This is a genomic window from Xylophilus sp. PBN-3R, from assembly GCF_057747805.1.
In genome coordinates this window covers 1,930,827-1,953,282 of the sequence record NZ_CM173225.1, presented here as the reverse complement: position 1 = coordinate 1,953,282, position 22,456 = coordinate 1,930,827, and the positions used below count along the sequence as shown (strand labels likewise).

General features: G+C 65.5%; 21 protein-coding genes. 14 read left to right on the top strand and 7 right to left on the bottom strand.

The window, feature by feature from the left end; genetic code table 11:
• Window positions 1–11 precede the first annotated feature (11 nt).
• Window positions 12–935 (top strand): nitrate ABC transporter permease, encoded by a 924-nt coding sequence (gene ntrB, locus AC3ANW_RS09250; RefSeq protein WP_488344882.1) that lies wholly within the window; start codon window positions 12–14, stop codon window positions 933–935.
• A complete protein-coding gene (locus AC3ANW_RS09245) occupies window positions 932–1,750 on the top strand; it encodes an ABC transporter ATP-binding protein (RefSeq protein WP_488344881.1) in 819 nt (272 codons plus the stop codon). The genes ntrB and AC3ANW_RS09245 overlap by 4 nt, the downstream gene beginning before the upstream one ends.
• A 33-nt stretch (window positions 1,751–1,783) precedes the next feature.
• Here AC3ANW_RS09245 and AC3ANW_RS09240 read toward each other — a convergent pair whose 3' ends face one another.
• Entirely contained in the window at window positions 1,784–2,044 is a 261-nt protein-coding gene (locus AC3ANW_RS09240) for a hypothetical protein (protein WP_488344880.1), read from the bottom strand.
• 381 nt (window positions 2,045–2,425) lie between these two features.
• Window positions 2,426–2,587 carry a type II toxin-antitoxin system CcdA family antitoxin gene (locus tag AC3ANW_RS09235; protein WP_488344879.1) on the bottom strand — a complete coding sequence of 54 codons (162 nt, stop codon included), beginning with the start codon at window positions 2,585–2,587 and terminating at the stop codon, window positions 2,426–2,428.
• A gap of 427 nt (window positions 2,588–3,014) precedes the next feature.
• Between AC3ANW_RS09235 and nirB the strand changes: the two genes are divergently transcribed.
• From nirB to AC3ANW_RS09190, 9 genes are all read left to right on the top strand, one after another.
• Window positions 3,015–5,480: a nitrite reductase large subunit NirB gene (nirB, locus tag AC3ANW_RS09230; protein ID WP_488344878.1), complete on the top strand. Its 2,466-nt coding sequence runs from the start codon at window positions 3,015–3,017 to the stop codon at window positions 5,478–5,480.
• An 18-nt stretch (window positions 5,481–5,498) separates the two neighbouring features.
• Entirely contained in the window at window positions 5,499–5,894 is a 396-nt protein-coding gene (gene nirD / locus AC3ANW_RS09225; RefSeq protein WP_488344877.1) for a nitrite reductase small subunit NirD, read from the top strand.
• A 6-nt stretch (window positions 5,895–5,900) separates the two neighbouring features.
• A complete protein-coding gene (locus tag AC3ANW_RS09220; RefSeq protein WP_488344876.1) occupies window positions 5,901–8,711 on the top strand; it encodes a nitrate reductase in 2,811 nt (936 codons plus the stop codon).
• A gap of 88 nt (window positions 8,712–8,799) precedes the next feature.
• Window positions 8,800–9,732 carry a DNA-binding protein YbiB gene (ybiB, locus tag AC3ANW_RS09215; RefSeq protein ID WP_488344875.1) on the top strand — a complete coding sequence of 311 codons (933 nt, stop codon included), beginning with the start codon at window positions 8,800–8,802 and terminating at the stop codon, window positions 9,730–9,732.
• A 77-nt stretch (window positions 9,733–9,809) separates the two neighbouring features.
• Window positions 9,810–10,622, top strand: a complete 813-nt coding sequence (cobA, locus tag AC3ANW_RS09210; RefSeq protein ID WP_488345389.1) for a uroporphyrinogen-III C-methyltransferase — start codon at window positions 9,810–9,812, stop codon at window positions 10,620–10,622.
• 336 nt (window positions 10,623–10,958) lie between these two features.
• Entirely contained in the window at window positions 10,959–12,197 is a 1,239-nt protein-coding gene (locus AC3ANW_RS09205; protein WP_488345388.1) for a BaiN/RdsA family NAD(P)/FAD-dependent oxidoreductase, read from the top strand.
• A gap of 154 nt (window positions 12,198–12,351) precedes the next feature.
• Window positions 12,352–12,564, top strand: a complete 213-nt coding sequence (gene rpsU / locus AC3ANW_RS09200) for a 30S ribosomal protein S21 (RefSeq protein ID WP_007833691.1) — start codon at window positions 12,352–12,354, stop codon at window positions 12,562–12,564.
• A 110-nt stretch (window positions 12,565–12,674) separates the two neighbouring features.
• Entirely contained in the window at window positions 12,675–13,136 is a 462-nt protein-coding gene (locus AC3ANW_RS09195; protein WP_488344874.1) for a GatB/YqeY domain-containing protein, read from the top strand.
• Window positions 13,137–13,230: 94 nt separating this feature from the next.
• Entirely contained in the window at window positions 13,231–14,952 is a 1,722-nt protein-coding gene (locus AC3ANW_RS09190; RefSeq protein ID WP_488344873.1) for a DUF6600 domain-containing protein, read from the top strand.
• An 18-nt stretch (window positions 14,953–14,970) separates the two neighbouring features.
• On the opposite strand, the gene pmbA is transcribed toward AC3ANW_RS09190, so the two are convergent.
• A complete protein-coding gene (gene pmbA, locus AC3ANW_RS09185; RefSeq protein WP_488344872.1) occupies window positions 14,971–16,368 on the bottom strand; it encodes a metalloprotease PmbA in 1,398 nt (465 codons plus the stop codon).
• Between the two features lie 109 nt (window positions 16,369–16,477).
• Between pmbA and yjgA the strand changes: the two genes are divergently transcribed.
• Both yjgA and mog read left to right on the top strand, forming a co-directional pair.
• Window positions 16,478–17,125 (top strand): ribosome biogenesis factor YjgA, encoded by a 648-nt coding sequence (gene yjgA, locus AC3ANW_RS09180; protein ID WP_488344871.1) that lies wholly within the window; start codon window positions 16,478–16,480, stop codon window positions 17,123–17,125.
• On the top strand, window positions 17,115–17,699 hold the full coding sequence (gene mog, locus AC3ANW_RS09175; protein WP_488344870.1) for a molybdopterin adenylyltransferase: 585 nt from the start codon (window positions 17,115–17,117) through the stop codon (window positions 17,697–17,699). The genes yjgA and mog overlap by 11 nt, the downstream gene beginning before the upstream one ends.
• Here mog and AC3ANW_RS09170 read toward each other — a convergent pair.
• Window positions 17,668–18,087: a DUF2784 domain-containing protein gene (locus AC3ANW_RS09170; RefSeq protein WP_488344869.1), complete on the bottom strand. Its 420-nt coding sequence runs from the start codon at window positions 18,085–18,087 to the stop codon at window positions 17,668–17,670. The two genes, mog and AC3ANW_RS09170, sit on opposite strands and share 32 nt — an antisense overlap.
• A 64-nt stretch (window positions 18,088–18,151) precedes the next feature.
• Here AC3ANW_RS09170 and AC3ANW_RS09165 point away from each other — a divergent pair, with 64 nt between their 5' ends.
• Entirely contained in the window at window positions 18,152–19,117 is a 966-nt protein-coding gene (locus AC3ANW_RS09165) for a Bug family tripartite tricarboxylate transporter substrate binding protein (RefSeq protein ID WP_488344868.1), read from the top strand.
• Between the two features lie 10 nt (window positions 19,118–19,127).
• Here AC3ANW_RS09165 and AC3ANW_RS09160 read toward each other — a convergent pair whose 3' ends face one another.
• The 3 genes from AC3ANW_RS09160 to AC3ANW_RS09150 all read right to left on the bottom strand — a co-directional run bounded on the left by AC3ANW_RS09160 (window position 19,128) and on the right by AC3ANW_RS09150 (window position 22,415).
• The gene (locus AC3ANW_RS09160) at window positions 19,128–20,156 is read right to left on the bottom strand and encodes a Bug family tripartite tricarboxylate transporter substrate binding protein (protein WP_488344867.1); all 1,029 of its coding nucleotides are present in this window, start codon (window positions 20,154–20,156) and stop codon (window positions 19,128–19,130) included.
• A 141-nt stretch (window positions 20,157–20,297) separates the two neighbouring features.
• Window positions 20,298–20,855: a hypothetical protein gene (locus AC3ANW_RS09155; protein WP_488344866.1), complete on the bottom strand. Its 558-nt coding sequence runs from the start codon at window positions 20,853–20,855 to the stop codon at window positions 20,298–20,300.
• Between the two features lie 108 nt (window positions 20,856–20,963).
• On the bottom strand, window positions 20,964–22,415 hold the full coding sequence (locus AC3ANW_RS09150; RefSeq protein WP_488344865.1) for an NAD(P)-binding domain-containing protein: 1,452 nt from the start codon (window positions 22,413–22,415) through the stop codon (window positions 20,964–20,966).
• Window positions 22,416–22,456: the final 41 nt, after the last annotated feature.

The window sequence follows — 22,456 nt, the reverse complement described above, 5'->3', positions numbered from 1 at the left end:
AGGAGAACGCCATGGTGAGCGCCGTATTCCACACCCTGCAAGACCCGCCGACCGACATCCCGGCCGCCAAGGCCGTCGAAAAGACCCCCATGACCGCAACCGTCGCCGCGCCGGCCGTACCGGCACCCGCCGCCCGCAAGAAGATGCCCTTCGACTGGCGCGCCTTCTGGCTGCGGGTGCTGCCGCCCGTGCTGGGCCTGGTGCTGCTGGCCCTGGTGTGGGAGGCGGTATCGGTCAGCACCGGCAGCAGCATTCCGTCGCCCAAGGACACCTTCCTGCAGGCCGTCACCGTCTTCCGCGACCCGTTCTACAGCAACGGCCCGAACGACCAGGGCGTGGGCTGGAACGTGCTGTCTTCGCTGAAACGTGTGGCGATGGGTTTTGGCCTGGCCGCACTGGTCGGCATTCCGGTGGGATTCGCCATCGGCAGGTTCAGTTTCCTGGGCCGCATGTTCAACCCGCTGATCAGCCTGCTGCGCCCGGTGTCGCCGCTGGCCTGGCTGCCCATCGGCCTGCTGGTGTTCAAGGGAGCCAACCCGGCCGCCATCTGGACCATCTTCATCTGCTCCATCTGGCCGATGATCATCAACACCGCCGTCGGCGTGCAGCGCGTGCCGCAGGACTACATGAACGTGGCCCGCGTGCTGAACCTGTCGGAGTGGAAGATCCTCACCAGGATTTTGTTCCCCGCGGTGCTGCCCTACATGCTCACCGGCGTGCGGCTCGCCGTCGGCACCGCCTGGCTGGTGATCGTCGCGGCGGAGATGCTGACCGGCGGCGTCGGCATCGGTTTCTGGGTGTGGGACGAGTGGAACAACCTCAACGTCAAGAACATCATCATCGCCATCTTCGTGATCGGCATCGTCGGGCTGGTCCTCGAATACGCCCTCATCAAGATCGCGACCGCATTCACGTTCGAAGAGGTGAAGTCATGAGCAGCATTGCCGAACAAAACGCCAAGTTCATCGAGATCCGCGAAGTCGAGCAAACCTTCAAGACCGCCAAGGGCAGCTTCCAGGCGCTTCGAGACATCCACCTGAACGTGGCCAAGGGCGAATTCATCGCACTCATCGGCCACTCGGGCTGCGGCAAGTCGACGCTGCTCAACCTGATCGCCGGGCTGACCACACCCACCCACGGCTCGCTGATGTGCGCCAACCGCGAGATCAAGGGGCCTGGCCCGGAGCGCGCTGTCGTCTTCCAGAACCATTCGCTGCTGCCGTGGCTGACCTGCTACGAAAACATCTATCTGGGTGTGGAACGGGTCTTCGGCAAGACCGAGTCGAAGGCGCAGCTGAAGCTGCGCACCGATGAGGCACTGGCCCTGGTCGGCCTGACGCCCGCCACGCAGAAGCGCCCCGGCGAAATCTCGGGCGGCATGAAACAGCGCGTCGGCATCGCCCGTGCGCTGGCGATGGAACCCAAGGTCCTGCTGATGGACGAGCCCTTCGGTGCGCTCGACGCGCTGACCCGCGCCCGCCTGCAGGACGAACTGCTGGCCATCGTGCAGAAGACCCAGAGCACCGTGGTCATGGTCACCCACGACGTCGACGAAGCGGTGCTGCTGTCCGACAAGATCGTGATGATGACCAACGGTCCGTCGGCGACCATCGGCGAGGTGCTGTCGGTGGACCTGCCCCGGCCGCGCAACCGGGTCGAGCTGGCGGAAGACCCGCAGTATGTGCATTACCGCAAGGCGGTGATCGACTTTCTGTACACGCGTCAAGGGCATGTGGAGAAGGCGGCCTGACAAAGCTGACGGTTTGGCGTCAGCGCACGCGGATCAAGCCAGCAACAGCCAATCCTCGGCCGACTCGAAGGCCCCTGCCCCGCCTAGTGCGCGGTCGCCGCGGTCGGCGAGAAACGCCATCTGGCTGACCATCGTGCGCAGCACCTGCAGGTCGGCGTGCAGGTCGTCTGGATCGCCTTCGTCCCGGAGCCGCGAAACATGCAGCGCGGTGCTGGCAAGACTGCAGACCTGCTGGAACAGCTGGCGAGCGCGTTCGGTGTCCATGGGGACGACGGGGTTGGTGGGTGGGTTCATGCTGGCCTCCGGGCGAAAACTGCTGGAGAAACAGCCGCCGGCCCCAGGATCAGGGCGGCGGCTCGCGCAGGTTGCAGTACCGGACATCCAAACGAAAAAACCGGCAGGGCGCGAGCCCTCCTACGCGAACCGCCATAAGCGAATCGAATAGAAAAGGCCGCATTGCCCTGCGGGTGTCAAGACGGCCTTAGCCGTATGGATGATTTCCGGGACTGCAATCCCGATCGCGTTCGAGACGCGACGGCGAACTGTATCGCAACTGATCAGATGCCCTGGAACAAGCAGTCCAGCAGGTGCTCAAATGGTCCAGTAGGTTGGCCTGAACATCGAGCAGGTAACCGCCGCCTTCTGCATTGCGATAAACATGAAACCGCGCCAAGGTTAGAAATTCCGGTACTGGGCCAGGGGCAGCCCGTGCTGCTCGACAAATGCATTCGAACTGTCGTGAGCTTCCTTGTTTTCTGCCAGCCAGCGCGCCTGGCGGCGTTGAGCCACCGCTGCGGCGATACCGACCTCCGCGGCCTGGGAGATGTTGACGCCCAATGCCGCGCCTCTGCCACAAGGCTGGAGCCCAGCGTCAGGTTGGTGGACTTTCGTGCCGGCACCTGTGTTTGTGGACGGTGAGCGATGGATGCCATGGGGGAGTCCTCCCAAAAGAGTTCGCAGTGTAGATGCCCGTCATCGACGCGCGTCTCGTACGCGTATACCGGCAGAACATGGTCATATTGCGGCCACCCAGGAGGATCCAGGCTCTATGGGATCCCCGCGCGCACCATCCCGATGCAAGCCCATGGCACGCCGCTTGCTTGCCCACCCGCAAGGTCAGCGAGCGGCAACGGCGTCGCACGCTGACTTCAGGACAAAGGCGTCCGCATGGATGTACCGGCTCACCCCGGCACACGATCCATGCGGACGCTTTTTTTTTGGCCCATCGGTTCGCCCCACGAAAAAGCCCACGGAGAAAACAGCCATGGACATGCGCGTCAAGACAAGACAAAAGCTGGTATTGATCGGCAACGGCATGGCCGGTGTCCGTACCCTCGAAGAGCTGCTGAAGATCGACCCGGACCTGTACGACATCACCGTGTTCGGCGCGGAACCGCATCCGAACTACAACCGCATCCTGCTGTCGCCGGTGCTGGCGGGCGAGCAGACGGTGGACGAGATCGTGCTCAACCCGTGGTCCTGGTACGAGGAAAACAACATCACGGTGTTCGCCGGCCGCAAGGTGACCTCGGTCGACCGGCAGCGGCGCGTCGTGCGGGCCGACGACGGGACCGAAGCGCCCTACGACCGCCTGCTGCTGTGCACCGGTTCCAACCCCTTCATGCTGCCGGTGCCGGGCGCCCAGCTGCGGGGCGTGATCGCCTACCGCGACATCGCCGACACCAACACGATGATCGAGACGGCGAAGACGCACAAACATGCGGTCGTCATCGGCGGCGGTCTGCTGGGCCTGGAGGCGGCCAACGGCCTGATGCTGCGCGGCATGTCGGTGACCGTGGTGCATGTGAACCGCTGGCTGATGGACCGCCAGCTGGACGAGGTGGCAGGCGGCCTGCTGCGCAAGTCGCTCGAAGACCGGGGCCTGAAGTTCCGGCTCGGAGCCCACACGCAGGAACTGATCGGCGATGACGCCGGCCGGGTGAAGGCCGTCCGTTTCAAGGACGGCAGCGAGGAGCCCGCCGACCTGGTGGTGATGGCGGTCGGCATCCGCCCGAACGTGGCCCTGGCCGAATCGATGCGCCTGCACTGCAACCGCGGCATCGTGGTGAACGACACCCTGCAGACGGTGACCGACGCCCGCATCTACGCGGTGGGCGAATGCGCTGCGCACCGGGGCATCGCCTACGGCCTGGTGGCGCCGCTTTTCGAGCAGGCCAAGGTGGCGGCGAATCACCTGGCCGAGATGGGCATCGGCCGTTACCTGGGCTCGCTGACATCCACCAAACTGAAGGTGACCGGCATCGACCTGTTCAGCGCCGGCAACTTCACCGGCGGCGAAGGCACCGAAGAAATCGTGATGAGCGACCCCTTCGGAGGTGTCTATAAAAAGCTGGTGATACAGGACGACAAGCTGGTCGGCGCCTGCCTGTACGGCGATACGGTGGACGGCAGTTATTACTTCAAGCTGCTGCGCGAAGGCCGCAGCATCGGCGACATCCGCGACCGGCTGATGTTCGGCGAATCGCACCTGGGCGATGCCGGCCACCAGGGCATCAACAAGGCCGCCGCCATGGCCGACAACGACGAGGTCTGCGGCTGCAACGGCGTCACCAAGGGCACCATCTGCAAGGCGATCCAGGAAAAAGGGCTATTCACCCTGGACGAAGTGAAAAAGCACACCAAGGCCAGCGCTTCGTGCGGCTCCTGCACCGGACTCGTCGAGCAGATATTGATGTTCACCGCCGGCGGCGACTATTCGGCGACGCCCAAGAAAAAGGCCATTTGCGGCTGCACCGACCGCAGCCACCAGGAGGTGCGTGAAGCCATCAGGGCCGACCACATCCTGAAGATCGGCGATGTGTTCCTGCAGCTCGGATGGAAGACACCCAACGGCTGCGCCACTTGCCGCCCCGCCCTCAACTACTACCTCATCAGCACCTGGCCGAAAGAGGCGGTGGACGACCCGCAGAGCCGTTTCATCAACGAACGCAGCCACGCCAACATCCAGAAGGACGGCACCTATTCGGTGGTGCCCCGCATGTGGGGCGGCACCACCACGGCGGCCGAGTTGCGGCGCATCGCGGACGTCACCGACAAATACGACATTCCCACCGTCAAGGTGACCGGCGGCCAGCGCATCGACCTGCTGGGCGTGAAGAAGGAAGACCTGCAGGCGGTGTGGAGGGACCTCGACATGCCGAGCGGCTTCGCCTACGGCAAGTCGCTGCGCACGGTCAAGACCTGCGTCGGCAGCGAATGGTGCCGTTTCGGCACGCAGGATTCGACCCAGCTGGGCAAGGACCTCGAGCGCGCCCTGTGGGCCATGTATTCGCCGCACAAGGTCAAGCTGGCGGTCAGCGGCTGCCCGCGCAACTGCGCCGAAAGCGGCATCAAGGACGTCGGCATCATCGGTGTCGATTCGGGCTGGGAGATGTACGTCGGCGGCAACGGCGGCATCAAGACCGAGGTGGCGCACTTCTTCGTGAAGGTGAAGACCGCCGAGGAAGTGATGGAGTACGCAGGGGCCTTCTTGCAGCTGTACCGCGAGGAAGCCTGGTACCTCGACCGCACGGTCCACTACATCGCGCGGGTGGGCCTGGACTACGTCAAGAGGAAGGTGGTGGAAGACGCCGCCAACCGCAAGGCGCTGTGGGAACGCCTGCAGTTCTCGCTCGACGGCGCGGCCGATCCGTGGTTCGAGTCGAGCAAGGCGCTGGTGGACACACGCCAGTTCACGCCCGTCATCCCGATCGTCGCGATCAACGCCTGAACACCGGAGCCAGCCACCATGGATCAATGGACCGCCATCTGCCGCGTCGAGGACATTCCGGTCCTCGGTTCGCGCCGTGTCTCGCGCCCGGCGGGCGTCGATGTCGCCGTGTTCCGCAACGATGCGGACCAGGTCTTCGCCCTGCTCGACCGCTGCCCGCACAAGGGTGGGCCGCTGTCGCAGGGCATCGTCTTCGGCACCAGCGTGGCCTGCCCGCTGCACAACTGGACGATCGGACTGGACGACGGTTGCGCCAAGGTGCCGGACGAAGGCTGCACGCCCCGTTTCGCGGTGCGGGTGCACGACGGCGTGGTGTTTCTCGATGCCGCGGAACTCACTTCCCTCGCCATCGACCTCGAGCGCCCCGTGGCGGGGCCTGCGCGCAGGCCGGCCAGTGCGACTTCCGGTGCCTGAACCACCATGACCGAAACCCGATCCACCTGCCCTTATTGCGGCGTCGGCTGCGGCGTCATCATCGAATCGACCGGCAGCCAGATCACTGGCGTGCGCGGCGATCCCGAACATCCGGCCAACTTCGGCCGCCTGTGCACCAAGGGCTCGACCCTGCACCGCACCGCCACCGCCGAAGTCACCTTGCAGACCCGGCTGCTGCAACCGATGCGACGGCTGACGCGCGGCGAGGCGCCGCAGCCCATCGGCTGGTCGAACGCGCTCGACCTGGCGGCGGACAGATTCGCCGGCGTGATCCGGACGCACGGGCCTGACGCGGTCGGTTTCTACCTGTCGGGCCAGCTGCTGACCGAGGACTACTACGTCTTCAACAAGCTGGCCAAGGGCCTGATCGGCACCAACAACATCGACACCAATTCACGGCTCTGCATGAGCAGCGCCGTCGCCGGCTACAAGCAGAGCCTGGGGGCCGACGCGCCGCCCCCCTGCTACGAAGACCTGACCCTGGCCGACTGCCTTTTCATCACCGGCAGCAATGCGGCCTGGGCGCACCCGATCCTGTTCCGTCGGATCGAGGACGCCCGCGCCGCCAGGCCCGGCATGAAACTGGTAGTGGTCGACCCGCGCCGCACCGACACCGCAGCGGTGGCCGACCTGCACCTGGCCATCCAGCCCGGCACCGACGTGCTGCTGTACCACGGCATGCTGCACCTGATGCTGTGGGAAGGCTGGGTCGACACCGCCTACATCGCCGCCCACACCACCGGTTTTGCCGAGCTGCGCACGCTGGTGCGCGACGCCACGCCGGCCGCCGTGGCCACCGCCTGCGGCATCCGGCAGGAAGACCTGGTCGAGGCCGCCCGCCTGTTCGCCACCTCGCCCGCCACGCTCAGCCTGTATTGCCAGGGCCTCAACCAGTCGGCCAGCGGCACTGCCAAGAACACCGCGCTGATCAACCTCCACCTGGCGACCGGGCAGATCGGCAAACCCGGCGCCGGGCCGTTCTCTCTGACCGGGCAACCCAACGCGATGGGCGGACGTGAAGTGGGCGGCATGGCCAACCTGCTGTCGGCACACCGCGACCTGGGCAATGCCGACCACCGGGCCGAAGTGGCCGCACTGTGGGGAGTCGACGATGTGCCCGCCCGGCCCGGAAAAAGCGCGGTCGAGTTGTTCCAGGCCGCCGCCGACGGCGAGGTCAAGGCGCTCTGGATCGGCTGCACCAATCCGGCGCAATCCATGCCCGACCAGGCCACCGTGCGCCGTGCGCTGGAGCGGGCCGAGTTCGTGGTGGTGCAGGAAGCCTTCGCCACCACCGCCACCTGCGCCTTCGCCGACCTGCTGCTGCCCGCCACCACCTGGGGTGAAAAGGAAGGCACGGTCACGAACAGCGAACGCCGCATCACCCGGGTACGGGCCGCCGTGCCGGCCGCTGGCGAAGCACGGCACGACTGGGCCATCGGGGGGGACTTCGCCGACCGGCTGCAGGCGCGACTGGGCGCTGGCAGGCCGGCGCGGTTCGATTACCCGACCCCGGAATCCGTCTGGAACGAACACCGCGAAACCACCCGCGGCCGCGACCTGGACATCACCGGCCTGAGTTATGCGGCCATCGAGGCTGCGCCGGCCCAATGGCCGTTTCCGCAGGGTGCCGATGCCGGCATGAAGCGGCTCTATGAAGACGGCGTTTTCCCCACACCGGACGGCAAGGCGCGTTTCATCGCGGTGCCCTATCGCAACGTCGCCGAGCCCCGCGACGCCCGTTACCCGTTCGCCCTGAACACCGGCCGCCTGCGCGACCAGTGGCACGGCATGAGCCGCACCGGCACGCTGGGTCGGCTGTTCGGCCATGCGGCAGAGCCGGTGGTGCAGCTGCATCCCGAAGACATGGCGCGTCGCAGACTGGTGGCGGGCGGCCTGGTCAGCGTGCAGTCGCGCCGGGGCCGCATCGTGCTGCCGGTGCAGCCGTCCCAGGATGTGTCGCCCGCACAGGCCTTCATCGCCATGCATTGGGGTGGCGAATTCCTGTCGGGACGGGCAGAAGACGGATCGCCGCTGGCAGGCGTCAACGCGCTCACACAGCCGCTGTTCTGCCCGGACTCGAAACAGCCGGAACTCAAGCATTCGGCAGTCCGCATCGAACGTGCCGAATTCGGGTGGAACATGGTCGCAGTGGCCTGGCTGCCGGCCGGGGAGTTGCTGGCCGCACAGGCGTCGCTGCGGGCGCTGATGCCGCAGTTCGATTTCTGCAGCTGCGTGCCCTTCGCCAGCGATACACCGCTGGCCAGCGTCACCGACGAACGCAGCGGTCTGCTGATGCGGGCCTCGTCGGCACAGGTTCCACCGGACGCACTGCTGGCCGAGATCGAGACATGCCTGGGCCTGGCCGGCTCCGATGTCCAGCGTTATGCCGACCGCCGCCATGCCCAGCGCCGCAGCGCCCGCCTGCGCCGAGCCGGCGACGATGTGCTGCTGGAAGGTTTCCTGCTCGCCGGCGACATCCGCGCCGAGGCCTGGATGAAACCGCTGCTGCAACAGCAGATGCCCGCCCAGGCTTTCGGCCGTGCCCTGCTGTCCGGCAGCGCCGCTGCTCCGGTGGCGATGGAAAAACGCGGGCCGCAGGTCTGCAGCTGTTTCGGGGTGGCAGCGCCGGCCATCGACGACTGGCTGGCAGACCACGCCTGCGCCGCCGCCGACGAAAGCGCCGCGCTGGCAGGTCTGCAGAAGGCGCTGCGCTGCGGAACCAATTGCGGTTCGTGCATCCCTGAACTGAAGCGGCATGTGCAGGCTGCGCGTTCGGCCCAACCGGTCGCGGCCTAAACCCTGCGCCGCATGTCGATATAGCCAACGGTCATCAAGCTTTCGGGACAATCGCCTCCCCCACTCGCCCCTTCTCAGAACAATACCCATGGGCATCAGCCATTACCTCAAGGAAATCGGCCGCGGCGCACGCGGCGCGCGTCCGCTCGACCGCGCCCAGGCCGCCGACCTGTTCACCCAGGTACTCGACGGCAGCGTGACCGATCTCGAAGTGGGCGCCTTCTGCCTGGCCATGCGCATCAAGGGAGAGAGCGCGGCCGAGCTGGCGGGTTTCCTGGACGCCACCGCATCCCGCAGCCGGCTTTTCCCGGTCGAGGGTGACACACCGGTCGTCGTGCTGCCCAGCTACAACGGCGCCCGCAAGCTGCCCATGCTGACGCCCTTGCTGGCCCTGCTGGCGGCGCGCACTGGCCGGCCGGTGCTGGTGCACGGCACCGCCACCGAAAACGGCCGTGTCACGTCGCAGCAGGTTTTTGCCTGCCTGGGAATCCAGCCGCTGACCGAGGTGCGGGCGGTGGCAGCCGGCGAAGTCGCCTTCGCCCCTACCGAACTGATCAGCCCCGGCCTGAAACGCCTGCTCGACGTGCGCCGGGTGGTCGGCCTGCGCAACCCGGCGCACAGCGTCGTGAAGCTGATGAACCCCTGCGACGGCCCCGCCCTGCGCGTGGCCAGCTACACCCATCCGGCCTATGCCGAATCGATGGCCGAAACCTTCGGACTGGTCGGCGCCACCGCACTGCTGTCGCGCGGCATGGAAGGTGAAGTGGTGGCCGACCCGCGCCGCACCGCCGAACTGACCGGTTTCATCGACGGCCAGCCGATCCAGCTGCAGGCCCAGGCTCCCGGCACTGCGGCCGAAGTGCCGGGCCTGCCCGACACGACCGACGCCGACGTGGCCGCCGAATACACCCGCGCCGTGCTGGACGGCCGGCAACCGTTGCCTGAACCCATCGAACGTCAGCTGGAACACCTCTTGCTCTTGACAAGGCAACACAAACCATCAGCAACGGAGACCGCATGAAAGACAAACGCCCCACCGACCAGCCGGAGCCCGCGCTGGACCCGGTTTTCCGGGAACGCGGCGGCGAGGTGCACGACATGCCGGTCGCCCAGCCCGTCCTGCCTGCCATCCCGGGCCGTGGACGCTGCATCCTGGTGGGCGCGGGCCCGGGCGATCCGGACCTGCTGACGGTGAAGGCGGTGAAAGCCATCACCTCGGCCACGCTGCTGCTGGTGGACGACTTGGTCAGCGACGCCATCGTCGCACTGGCCCAGCCCGGCGCGCGGGTGGTCTACGTCGGCAAACGAGGCGGTTGCAAGAGCACACCCCAGGCGTTCATCGAGAAACTGATGCTGATGGCGGTGCGCGAAGGCGAAACCGTGGTGCGGCTGAAAGGCGGCGACCCGTTCATCTTCGGGCGCGGAGGCGAAGAGGTCGAACACCTGCGCGCCTTCGGCATCGAAGCGGAAGTCGTCAACGGCATCACCGCCGGACTGGCCGCCGTCACCACGCTCGGCGTGCCGCTCACGCACCGCCACCATGCCCACGGCGTGGTGTTCGTCACCGGCCATGCCAAACCCGGATCGGAAGGCACCGACTGGCCGCTGCTGGCCTCGACCGCCCACACGGCGCGGCTCACGCTGGTGATCTACATGGGTGTGGCGGGTGTGCAGCGCATCCAGGACGAACTGCTGACAGGCCTGCCGGCCGAAACGCCGGTGGCCGTCATCCAGAACGTTTCGCTGGCCAGCCAGCGGCATGCGGTGTGTTCGCTCGGCACGCTGCAGCAGACCATCGTGGACCAGGCTTTTTCCAGCCCGTCCGTCATCGTGGTGGGCGACGTCCTGCAAGGTCTGGCGGCCGCGTCGGCGTCTGGAACAGATGCAGCTTCCGCCATGCGTGCGGCCTGACAAACGCCCAATTCGGCTACCAAAACCAATACTCGTTCCGCTTGTCATACGGAGGCCCAGCTCGTCGGTCGGATTTCTGAACTGGCTCGTGGCAGAAAAGGAAATCGGCGGTGCGCCAGCGAGCCGAGGATTAGTGCTGAAAGGGTGTTGCGGACAGTCAGGGCGTCAGAACAGGCCGCCCCACCGAAATCCTGTACCGGTCGGGGGCCTATTCGCTGCAGACCGTACACGAAGGCGGGCGGCAGTCTGCACTTGCCGGGTTCGACGGTCTTGCCCGCATCGAACTGCCGCCGCCGAGCCTGAAAAGCAGCGGTAGACTGCGCGCCGCTCACTTCCCTGACTCCCTTGCAAAATTTCGACGCCATCGTCATCGGTGCCGGCGCTGCCGGCCTTTTCTGCGCAGGCGTTGCCGCCCAACGCGGCCTGTCCGTCCTGCTGATCGACCACGGCGAGAAAATCGCCGAGAAGATCCGGATTTCGGGCGGCGGCCGCTGCAATTTCACCAACCGGGAACTCGACCCGGCCGCGCCGCATCGCCATTTCATCGGCCAGAACCCCAACTTCTGCCGTTCGGCTCTGGCCCGCTACACACCCGGCGACTTCGTCGACCTGGTGCGCAGGCACGGCATCGCCTTCCACGAAAAGCACAAGGGCCAGCTGTTCTGCGACCGGTCGGCGGAAGACATCATCCAGATGCTGTTGAAGGAATGCGAAGGCGGCGCTTCCGGCGGGCGGGTTGTTCGCTGGCAACCTTGCAAGGTAGAAGCGGTGCGACACACCGAAGCCGGCTACGAGGTGGACACCGCCGACGGCATCGCCTGCGCGCCGCAACTGGTGGTGGCGACCGGAGCGCTGTCCATCCCCAAGATCGGCGCGACAGATTTCGGTTTCCGGCTGGCAAGGCAGTTCGGTTTGAGGCTGGTGGAGCCACGGCCGGGCCTGGTGCCGCTGACCTTCGACGGCGGCCAGTGGGCGCCGTTCGCCGGCCTGGCGGGGCTGGCGCTGCCGGTGCAGGTTTCGACCGGCAGCGGCAAGGGCCGCATGTCCTTCCTGGAAGACCTGCTGTTCACCCACCGCGGGCTGTCGGGTCCGGCCGTCCTGCAGATTTCGAGCTACTGGCAGGAAGGCACGCCGCTGGCGGTCGACCTGGCGCCCGGCGTCGGTTTGTCCGAAGCCCTGCTGCAGCTCAAGCAGACGGGTTCGCGCAAGAAGATCGGCAACGAACTCACCGCCTGGATGCCGAGCCGGCTGGCCGACGCCTGGATCAGCGGCGATGCCGCGTTGCAGCGGCCGGTGGTCGAGATTCCCGACAAGGCGCTGGCCGGGCTGGCCCAGCGCATCGGTCGTTGGGAAATGACACCCAACGGAAGCGAGGGTTACCGCAAGGCCGAAGTCACGGTCGGCGGTGTCGACACCCGCGACCTGTCTTCCCAGACGCTCGAATCGCGCAGCCAGCCGGGCCTGTTCTTCATCGGCGAGGTGGTGGATGTCACCGGCTGGCTGGGCGGCTATAACTTCCAGTGGGCGTGGGCCAGTGGTTTTGCCTGCGGGCAGGCGCTGGCGTCTCGGTCATAGGCCCACTTGCGGCGGCAAATACACGGGCTATAATCCGAGGCTAATCTACCGGCAGACTCCCGGCGGCCTGATCACCCTTTGGCCGGGAACAATCGCCAAGCGGGCTCTCGATCCACCTGCTGGCAAACTAATCTCTAGAGAAAACCATTAGCTAATGACCACTATCCGCGTTAAAGAAAACGAGCCCTTCGACGTCGCACTGCGCCGCTTCAAGCGCACCATCGAAAAGCTGGGTCTTCTGACCGACCTGCGCGCTCGCGAGTTCTACGAAAAGCCCACCGCTGAACGCAAGCGCAAGAAGGCGGCTGCCGTGAAGCGCCACTACAAGCGCGTTCGCAGCATGCAACTGCCGAAGAAACTGTACTGAGTTTCTTCCGCCCTCCGGCCTTGCGCCGGGCGGCACGACCCGCACCCGGGACGCCAGGTGCGGGTTTTGTTTTTTCAGCGACCCGTTTTAATTCTCCGCAGGAATTTGCCATGACCCTCAAAGAACGCATCACCGACGACATGAAGGCCGCCATGCGCGCCAAGGACAGCGAGCGCCTGGGCACCGTCCGCCTGCTGCTGGCTGCCATCAAGCAGAAGGAAGTCGACGAACGTGTCGAGCTGGACGACGCTGCGGTGGTCGCCATCGTCGACAAGCTGCTGAAGCAGCGCAAGGATTCCATCGCCGCCTTCGAGCTGGCCAACCGCCCGGACCTGGCTGCGAAGGAAGCCTCTGAATCCACCGTGCTGCAGGCCTATCTGCCGGTACGCCTGTCCGCAGAAGAGGTGGCTGCCGAGATCGCCGCCATCGTTGAGAAGCTGACCGCTGAACTCGGCCGCAAGCCCGCAGCGGCCGACATGGGCAAGGTGATGGGTGCCGCCAAGGCACAACTGGCCGGCAAGGCCGAAATGGGCCAGGTTTCCGCCGCCGTAAAGGCCGCACTGTCAAACTGATGCAGGGCGGCAGGTTACCGCCGCTTTCATCTTCTGCCGGCTGATTTACCGGTGGCGGTTAACGTGAAGCATGACTCAGGCGTTTCAGGATGCTATGAACACCACGTTCCACCCCCTTCGTTCCGCGCTGATGGCGACTGCCCTGTTGCTGGTCGCTTCGCTGGCTTCTGCCCAGTCGGCCGACCCGCCTGCCAGGGTCGCGCGTTTCGAGGCCAGCGAAGGCAGCGTCCAGTTCCAGTCGGCCGCCACCCGGCAGTCGCTTCCGGCCGATCCGCGGTGGCCGCTGACCACCGGTGACCGCATCTGGACCGCCGCCGGCGCCCGTGCCGAGCTGCATGCAGGCGACGCCAGCATCCGCCTGGGAGACGGCAGCGAAATGTCCTTCACCGCACTGGACGACCGCACCACCCAGGTCAAGCTCACTGCGGGTACGGTCGGCCTGGTGGTGCGCGCGCTTCAAGAGGGCGACCGGGTGGAAATCGACACGCCCAATCTGGCCCTGGTGCTTGACCGGCCCGGCCGCTGGCGCCTGGATGTCGACCCCAGCCGCAACACCACCCGCGTGACCGCCGAGCAGGGCAGCGGCACCCTATATGGCGCCAACGGCCAGGCGCAGGCCTTCAGCGCGCCGCAAAGCCGCGATTTCGCGTTCCAGACCCTGGCGGGCTCGGCACCCTTGCCGAACCGCGTGGGCGACAACTTCGAACGCTGGTCGGCCGACCGGGACCGTCTCGCCGCACAGTCGTCCTCGCTGCGTTATGCCTCCGCCGACATCCCGGGCGTGGCGCAACTCGACGCCTATGGCGACTGGGGTAACGACAGCCGATACGGCCCCATCTGGTATCCGCGCGGCGTGGCTTCCGACTGGGCGCCCTACCGCAATGGTCGATGGGAATGGATCGAGCCCTGGGGCTGGACCTGGATCGACGACGCTCCCTGGGGATTCGCGCCGTCTCATTACGGCCGCTGGGCGCAGGCCGGCAGCCGCTGGGGCTGGGTGCCCGGCCCGCAACAGGCGCGTCCGGCGTATGCACCGGCCGTGGTGGGTTTTGTCGGCGGACAGCAGCCCGCAAGAGGCTCCCCGCCCGGGACAGGCTGGTTCCCGCTGGCCCCCGGCGAACGCTGGAAACCACCGTTCCCTGCCAGCCCGGCATACATCGCCCGTCTGAACCGTGCAGGACTCGCGCAGGACAACACCAACGGCTACTACTACCAAACCCGGCCTGGCGCTGTCACGATGGTCCCGGACGGCCAGAGGCTCCGCACCCCGCCGCAGGAGATACCGCAGGGCACGATGGGACGGCCGATGATGCAGCCGCTGCCGCCCACCGCACCGCTGGCCGACCGGGTACGCCAGGACCAATGGGAACGCGACCAGCGGACCCGCCAGGACCAGCACCAGGCCGACATGCTGCGCCAGCAGCAGACACGTGAAGCCCAGCAGCGTTTCCAGCCCAGCTACGGACAACGTGAACTGCAGGCGCAACGGGAACAGGTGGAGCGCCAGCAACAGGACCTGATGCGGCAGCAGCAACGCCAGCAGCAGGAGCAGATGTTCCAGCAGCAGCGCCAGCAACAGCAGGCGCAGCAACAACAGGAACGCGGCCGGCAGCAGCAGATCGAACAGCAGCAACGCCAGTTCCAGGTTGAGCAACAGCGCCAGCAGCAGGCGCAGCAACTGCAAAGGCAGCAACAGGACCAGGCGCAACGCCAGCAGCAGATCCAGCAACAGCAGATCCAGCAGCCGGCCCCGATGCAGCGCCCGGGTGGCCCGCAAAGACGGCCCGACACGCCACAACAGCAACCCGGCCGCTGAGGCCGGCTGCACGGCAGGTCAGCTACCGGCGATCTTCATCTTGTTGATGAGTATCGAACCGACGGTCTTGGCACCGTAGTTGTACGTGTCGGCACCGATCGCCTGGATGCCCTTGAACATGGTCTTCAGGTTGCCGGCAATGGTGATTTCGTGGACCGGAAAGGCGATCTTTCCGTTCTCGACCCAGAAGCCGCTGGCACCACGCGAGTAATCGCCGGTGACGTAGTTCACGCCCTGCCCCATCAGTTCGATGACAAACAGGCCGGTGCCCAGCTTGCGCAGCATTTCATCCAGGTCGTCGTCGGGCCGGGTAAGTTTTGAACGCATCACCAGGTTGTGTGAACCACCCGCGTTGCCGGTGGTCTTCATGCCGAGCTTGCGGGCCGAATAGGTGCTCAGGAAGTAGCCTTCGAGGCGGCCGGCATCGACCACACAGCGCGCCCTGGTGGCCACGCCCTCCTCGTCGAACGGAGAACTGCCCTTGCCTTTCAACACGAACGGATCCTCGTCGATGCTGATGTGCTTGGGGAACACCGGCTTGCCAAGAGAGTCGAGCAGGAAGGTGCTCTTGCGGTACAGAGCACCCCCGCTCACTGCCTGGGTGAAGGCGCCCAGCAGGCCCGCCGCCAGCGACGACTCGAACAGCACCGGGCACTGGGTGGTGGCGATCTTGCGGGACTTCAGGCGCGACAGCGCCCGTTCAGCCGCGTAACGGCCGACCGCTTCCGGGCTTGACAGTTCGGAGGCATCACGCATCGAGCTGTACCAGGAGTCACGCTGCATGTCGTTGCCACGACCGGCGATGGGGGCCACCGACATGCTGTGGCGGGAACTTGCATAACCACCGCGGAAACCGCGTGTATGGGCCGAGAAGAAATGCGACTGCTGGGCCGATACGCCGGCGCCTTCGCTGTTGGTGATCTTCCTGGACGTCGACAACGCGGCCTGTTCGCAAAGCCGCGCCATGTCGGCGGCTTTCTCGCTGTCGATGGCCCAGGGATGGAACAGGTCCAGGTCGGGCTGATCGTGGGCGATGTCGACCTCGTCCGGCAGGCCGGCCATCGGGTCTTCGGCGGTGAACCGTGCGATGTCGTAAGCCGCCTGCACCGTCTGGGCGATGGCCGCATCCGAGAAATCGGAAGTGCTGGCATTGCCGCGGCGCTGGCCCATGTAGACCGTCACGCCCAGCGACTTGTCGCGGTTGCGCTCGACCGTTTCGAGTTCGCCCTTGCGGACGCTGACGCTCAAGCCGCAGCCTTCGGAGGCTTCCGCCCCGGCATCGCTGGCACCCAGCTTCCTGGCATGGGCGAGTGCCTTGTCGACGATGGCTTCGAAGAAGCCTCGGCTGTAGCTGAAACCATCGGTGCCGCCACCGGGCGTGGCCGGTGCGGCCGGTTGGGAGATCTTGTTTTTCATGCGAGGGCTATGATACTTGCCGCCCTCCCCCGTACGCTCGCCGCCGGCGGGCTACCCATTTTTGCGCTGCTGCCACCGCCGCAGCGCTACCGAATTCCCTGTAGTACCCATGTCACGCAAACCAAAGAAAGGCTACTTCGTCCGCGGCCAGTTCGTCGCCGAAGGCAGCGAACTCGACCTCGAGATGAAGGCCGAACTCAAGGGCACGACCGAATCGACGCGCACTGACCTGAAACGCGAAAGCACCGAACTGCAAGCATTGGGCGAAGAACTGCTGGGCCTGCGCAACGAAACCCGCATCGCGCTTCAGCTCCCCGAGAAACTCGAAGACGCACTCGAGGCCGCCAAGAAGATCACCAATTTCGAAGGCCGCCGCCGCCAGGGCCAGTTCATCGGCAAGCTGATGCGCAAGCTGGACGAAGAACAAGTCGCCGCCATCCGCACCGCCCTGGACGAACAGAAACACGGCTCGGCCACCGAAGCCGCGTCGTTGCACGAAGCCGAGGCATGGCGTGTAGCGCTCATCGACAACGACGAAGCGGCCCAGGAATGGATCCAGCGTTTCCCGACCACCGACATCCAGCAGCTTCGCGCCCTGGTGCGACAGGCCCGCAAGGATGCGGTGCCCGAGAAACCCGGCCTGGCACCGCGTCACGGTCGTGCCTATCGCGAAGTGTTCCAGCTGGTGCGTTCGCACCTGCAGGGCGACGATGGAGACGAAACCCCCGAGACCGACGAGGAAGACGATGAGTCATGAGCCCGTCAGGATCGGCATCGTGTCGATCAGCGACCGGGCGTCCGCCGGCGTGTACGAAGACAAGGGGCTGCCCGCGCTGCGGGAATGGCTGGGCCGTGCGCTGAAGAACCCGCTGACATTCGAATCGCGACTGATTCCCGACGAACAGCCGGTCATCAGTGCGGCACTCGTCGAATTGGTGGATGCCGGTTGCTCGCTGGTCCTGACGACCGGAGGGACCGGCCCCGCCTTGCGCGACGTCACCCCCGAAGCCACGCTGGCCGTGGCCGACAGGGAACTGCCCGGATTCGGCGAACAGATGCGCCAGATCAGCCTGGCCTTCGTGCCGACCGCGATCCTGTCACGGCAGGTCGGTGTGGTGCGCGGCAAGAGCCTGATCTTGAACCTGCCGGGTCAGCCCAAGGCCATCGCCGAGACGCTCGAGGGCCTGAAAAACGCCGACGGTTCGCAGCGGGTGCCCGGCATCTTCGCGGCAGTGCCGTATTGCATCGACCTGATCGGCGGCCCTTATCTGCAGACCGACGACGCAGTGTGCAAGGCTTTCAGGCCGAAGTCTGCGATCCGCCCCGCCTGAGCGGCGGAACCCACCACCACGACGCGGCCACCAACGCCGCGAAGGCGGAATAGGCCAGTACGAACACCCAGGCCGGAGCATTGAAATACAGGGCGCGCTGCAGCCAGTCCTCGATGAAACCTCGTTGATAGGCGCCCTGATGGGCCTGTAGTCGCAGCCACGATTCGAGCAGCGTCAACGGGCAGACGATGCCGAACCACGACTGGGCAGCCACATAGGCGATGGCCGCCAGATGCAAAAGCCGGAACGGCAGGTCACGGACCCAGCGCCAGCCCATGCGACCGCCTGCCAGCACCAATGCCAGCCCGCCCACGATGAACAGCACGACACCCACATGCAGCATCAACACGACGTCGGCTGCGTGGCGGTAAGCGTCTGGTGTGAACATTGCGGCATTGTCACCAGGCTCTAGACTCTGCAACTGAATACCGTCTCTTTCCCGGAGTTTCCCGATGTCGTTTCGCCTGCCCAAACTCACCCTCGCCCTGCTGGCCGGCCTGGCGGTCACCGCCGTATCGGCCCAGGCAGAAAAGCCGTTGCGCATCGTCGTCCCCTTCGCGGCCGGCGGTTCCCAGGACGTCATCGCGCGTTACCTGGGCAGCAAACTCACGGTGAAGCTGGGAGTGCCCGTGATCGTCGACAACAAGGCGGGTGCGGGCGGTATCGTGGCGGCCGACTATGTGTCGAAGGCCACAGACGGCGCGACCGTGCTGCTGGCCACCGGCGGCGCCATCACCGTGGCACCGCACATCCAGTCGAAGCTGCCCTATGACCCGCGTCGTGACCTGCTGCCGCTCACGCTGGTTGCCGACACGCCGATGACCCTGGCAGTCCGCAGCGACAGCCCGTACAAGGACATGGCGCAGCTGCTGAAGGATGCCAAGAGCAAGCCGGGCCAGCTGAGCTACGCATCCACCGGCAACGGATCTGTGTCGCACCTGACCGGCGCCTTGCTCGACCAGGCCGCCGGCGTCGACATCCTGCATGTGCCCTATCGCGGTGCTGCCCCGGCGCTGACCGACCTGCTGGGCGGCCAGGTGACGATGATCATCACCAGCGCTGCGTCCATCGACCCGATGGTCGAAAGCGGAAAGGCCCGTGTGCTGGGCAGTTTTTCGAAGAACCGCCTCGAGGGCCTGGGCAACCCGCCCACCATGAACGCGGCCAGTGGCCTGAAGGACATGGATGTACCGGTCTGGATCGGTGTGATGGTGCCCGCGAAGGTCCCGCTCGAACATGCCGACAAGATTGCCGCGGCGCTGATGGAAGCCTGCCAACTGCCCGAAACCCGCGATCAATTTGCAAAGATCGGTGCAGTCACGACCTGTGCCGGCAAGGCGGAGTTCGAAAAGGTCGTGGCCCAAGACGACGCCCGATGGGGCCGTGTGGTCAAACTGGGTGGCATCAAGGTCGACTGAACCCTGCGAATCAATCGACGCTGATGTTGGCGGTCTTTGCGACCTCGGCCCACTTCAGACGGTTTTCATGCACGGTCTTCTTGAACTGGGCCGGGGTTTCGATGCGGATGCTGTTGCCCTGCGCTTCGAACTTCGTTCGAATTTCGGGCTGCTCCATCACCGCGGTGATGGCCTCGTTGATCTTCGCGACCACCTTGGCGTCTGTCCCCTTGGGTGCGAACACGCCGAACCAGATCGAACTGTCGAATCCCTCGGTGCCCGGCAGGCCGGTGGACGCGATGGTCGGCACCTCTTTTACCGCCAGCACCGGCTTGATGGTGGTCACACCCAGCAGCCGCACCTTTCCGGCCTTGTACTGCGGCAAGACCGTCTGCACCTGGTTCATGATGCAGCAGGTTTCTCCGCGGGTGACCGAGGTGATGGCTTCAGGCCCGCCTTTATAGGGAACATGCACCATTTGCAGCCCCATGCGTGAATTGAATTCCGCAAACGCCATATGGGTCCCGGCGCCGTTACCGGTCGACGCGTAGTTGTATTTACCCGGGTTCGCTTTGACAACTTCCACGAATTCCTTGACCGTCCGGACGTCGATCACATCCGGGTTGATTACCAGCACGTTAGACACATCGAGCACCGGAGCCACCGGCACGAAGTCGGATTCGACATCGAACGGCAGCTTCTTGTAGATCGCCGCATTGCTGCCGTGGGTAGCTGCCGTGCCGAAGGCCAGCGTGTATCCGTCGGGCTTGGCATGGGCGACATATTCACTCGCGATATTGCCGGCCGCGCCGGATTTGTAATCGATGATGACCGGCTGGCCGAGCTTTTTCCCGAGCGGCTCCTGAATGCTCCGCGCCACCACGTCGACGCCGGAACCTGCAGGAAACCCCATGATCAGCGTGATGGGCTTGCTGGGAAAGTCATCTGCGAGTGCGCGCACGGGCGATGCCATAAAACATGCAAGGGCAGCAACGCACACTGCGGTGCGATGGACAAGGTGGCTGGCAGCCGCAGAACGGCCGGAGGTGTGGTAGTTCATGCTGTCCGAAGGCAAGTTAGGTGCCAAGTATTCAGAATTCGACGATAGCACTGGCCTTCCACCCGATATTTGCGGTGCGCATAAGCTTTTGCGCAAATCTTCCATGGACGAATACGCGCGTTCGAGTCGGCAGGCCAATGGTCAATCCGGCCCGAACAGTCGCCGACGATCGATGTCCGTATAGACGATTCTTTGAACCACGCCTGCGGGATCGATATGGATGCTGATGATCCGTGGATTATTGATATCGCTGAACTTGTAATCCCAAACCGGTCCGTCGAATCTGGCCACCCGCACGATGCGCATCGGCCGCCCGAAATTGCGCATGATTTCTTCCTGCCGTGTCTGGCCGAGCACGATCTGATTGAAGTTCGCATAACGCAGAGCCTGGTCCTGGTTCACCAGCCGCCCGGCATTGTCGAAATCGTAATTCCACACCTGGCTACCCGCGGGCATCTGCGAATATTGAATACGCTGCCCGCCATTCGGCAATGCGTACACGCCGGACGGCTGGCCCAGCCGCGTTTGCAGCATTGCGGGCGACACGCCGCTCGCGTCGTTCTGCACGCCAGGCCCAAGACCTGAAACAAGGCCTACGCCTCCAGATCCGACCCCGACAAAGCCACCCCCGGCACAGGCGGAGAGCAGAACGGCAACGGCCACCAGGCCAGAAAAACGAAACGATGCGAGACGTGACATGGATAGACCCCGGAGGTTTGAGGCGCCGTGGCCCGGCAGGCCGCAGTCGCGTCAGCCGACTTTGGCGCGTGCGGCGCCCACACATGTAGGCCGCTTCGCATTTTCATGTCAGGCCGGCACCCACTCGTCGCCCAGCAATTCCGGTTCGTCATAAGCCAGCAGGCGCGCGTAGTGCTGCTCGAAGTCTTCGCGATAGAACAGGCCAGCGATGCCGGTCGACAGGCGGCGTGCGCCGTCGCTGATGTTCGGGATATCTCCGGAAACCGTGCCGTGCGACAGCGCAGCGGGGTAACAGAAGCAGTGGATCCGGTCCAGGCCGGGGCATTCGCCGGAAAACTTTTCGCGGAGTTCGAACGCCGGCCCGAGGTCCGGCGAATCCGACAGTTCCCGGTCTTCCTCGCCTGCGGCGGGTGTGTATCTGTCACCCCAGGCGCGCACATGGGGCGCGATGGCCGCGAATTCCGGACGGCTGAACCAGTCGATGCGAAACCCGGTGGCGACCACCAGGAAGTCGGCCTCGAACACGCCCCTGGGTGTGTCGATATGCAGTTTTTCGCCAGCCATTTCGATACCCCGGATGGCGCAGCCGAAATTGAACCGCACGTTGCCGTGGCTGGAAACCCGCAGCGTGCTGCCGCGTGGCGGCGGTACGTTCACCACGTTGATGTAGTGACGGATACGCCACCTGAATTCGTCCGGCAGGTCGTAATGGCCGTGGGTCAGGCCCGGCGATCCGGCGCCCTTGCCCTTGTTGACACGCGGCAGATCGTCGCGGCGGATCAGCAGGTCGACACTGGCGGCGCCCTTCTCGAGCGCGGTGGCCGCGCTGTCCATCGACGACGAGCCGGCACCGATCACGACGACCTTCTTGCCGGCCAGCCGTGCGTAATCCATGTCGTCCGAAGAATGGGCCCATTTTTCGCGCGGAAGGTGCGAGACGAAGTCCGGCACGGTGGCACCGCCCAGTCCGTCGCGTCCGGTCGCCAGCACCACACGGCGGGCCAGCAGACTGACCGCGCCGGCGGGCGTGGTCAGGTCGAGCCGCACCAGCGCATCGGCCCGCGGCACGATGGCGGTGATGCGGTGTTCGCTGCGCAGGTCGACCGCCATCACACGCCGGTACCAGCGCAGGTAATTCATCCACTGCAGGCGTGGAATCTTGTCGAGTGCGGCCCACTGTTCCAGGCCGAACTGCGCTTCGAACCAGGCGCGAAAGGTAAGCGCCGGCAGTCCCATGGCGGGACCGGTGAGTTCTTTCGGCGACCGCAGCGTTTCCATGCGGGCCGTCGTGGCCCAGGGGCCTTCGAAGCCGGCCGGAGAGCGGTCGAACACCACCGCGTGGATGCCCTGCTGTGCAAAACCGACCGCCGCCGCCAGCCCGGCCTGGCCGCCGCCGATGATGGCGACGTCCAGCACGGCGCCTTCGGGATGGTCGATGGCCGCCATCCAGCGTTTGGCGGGCCAGCCCAGGTATTGGAGGTCCTGGGCGAGGCGACGCTCCAGCGCTGCCAGTCCTCCGGTGTCTGCGGTGCCTCGGGTGTCAGCGGTGTCTTCGGTCATGGAATCACGAGAATTGAGAATTCGGGAACTCGGTGCGGAGT